We start from the raw sequence: 1,357 nt of genomic DNA on the forward strand, positions 1-1,357 counted from the left end.
GAGTATACGGGCAAGCCACAGGTGCCGCAGGAACAGCTTTGACTGTGGGTACCTTCGGTAGAGCCTTTAGTACAAGCGGTTCAGCCTACGGGGTATATGGTGTTACGAATTCAAATGCGGGTGGAATTGGGGTAGTTGGCCTTGCCACAGCTACTTCAGGAGCCGCTACTGGTGTATATGGGCAAACGGCATCTGCTACGGGTTTAGCAGTGAGAGGTGTTAATACACATGCCAGTGGTACAGGAGGGCTTTTTAGCGGGAATAACTTAGGAGGAAGCTTTTTAACCGTTGGTAGCGGTGCGGCTGCAGCAGGTACGATAGTAGGTCTGTATGCACTGGGTACTTCCACTGCTGCAGCAGGACAAGGCGTAGGAGTCGTAGGAGTAGGAAATAACTCTACAACTACTATTTATATTCCTACCACAGGTGCAGGAGTAGTAGGAGTAGGACAGTACTACGGTGTAATGGGCTTTGCAACTACCACAGTAAATACTGATCCTTTAAATAATAACGGCGCAAACGGTACTAGCGCTTCTGCAGGGGGATATTTTGAAGTGCAGAACGGAGCACCCACTTACACTCCTCAGACTTGGGCTTATGTAGCAGTAAGAGATAATACCGCTACTTTAAGAAAAATCATAGGTCCTGGAACAGTAAATACTATTGTACCTGACGTAAATGGCAAATTGGTAACTATGTCTGCTCCCGAAGCACCCGAAAACTTTTTCCAAGACTATGGTACAGGACAATTGGTAAATGGTCGTGCGCACATTACTCTTGACCCTATTTTTGCTAAAAACATTGTGGTTAATCAAGAGCATCCTTTGCGTGTATTTATTCAATTAGAAGGGGATTGCAAAGGCGTATATGTAACTAACAAGACTCAATACGGCTTTGACGTAATTGAGCTCAACGGAGGTACTTCAAATGTGCCTTTCACTTGGATGGTAACTGCCAACCGCGCCGATGAGGTTAACCCTGATGGTACCATAGCAAAATACTCTGCAGAGCGTTTTGTACCTGCCCCCTTGCCTGTATCTAAGAATAAACTAGAAGTCAAAGAAGTGCCTCGTACCCCTGAGTCTGATTATGAAGTTAAAGTTCCTAATGTGTCTGTTCCTGCTACCAAAGAAGAGTTAGCTAAAAACAACAAATAGTTATTAGTTAAGTGTTTCTTAATCAAAAAGCATATCAAGTAATTGATATGCTTTTTTGTTTTGTATAATAGAGTTTATGAACACAAATTTATTATATTTCCGCCGAATAATCAGCTTAATTTCTTAAGAATTTTCTAAATATATGAATTACAATGATATAAGAAAAAATGAAAAGAGTTTCAAGGCCCTGACTTCTTATT

Annotated in this window: 1 protein-coding gene; it reads left to right on the top strand. The window is 42.1% G+C overall.

Features of this window, described 5'->3' with window-relative positions:
- Window positions 1-1,157: hypothetical protein (locus tag NZ519_13890; protein ID MCS7029845.1), on the top strand; the 1,157-nt coding region annotated here is incomplete at its 5' end.
- Window positions 1,158-1,357 lie beyond the last annotated feature (200 nt).

This window comes from Bacteroidia bacterium, assembly GCA_025056095.1.
Taxonomy (GTDB): Bacteria; Bacteroidota; Bacteroidia; order JANWVE01; family JANWVE01; genus JANWVE01.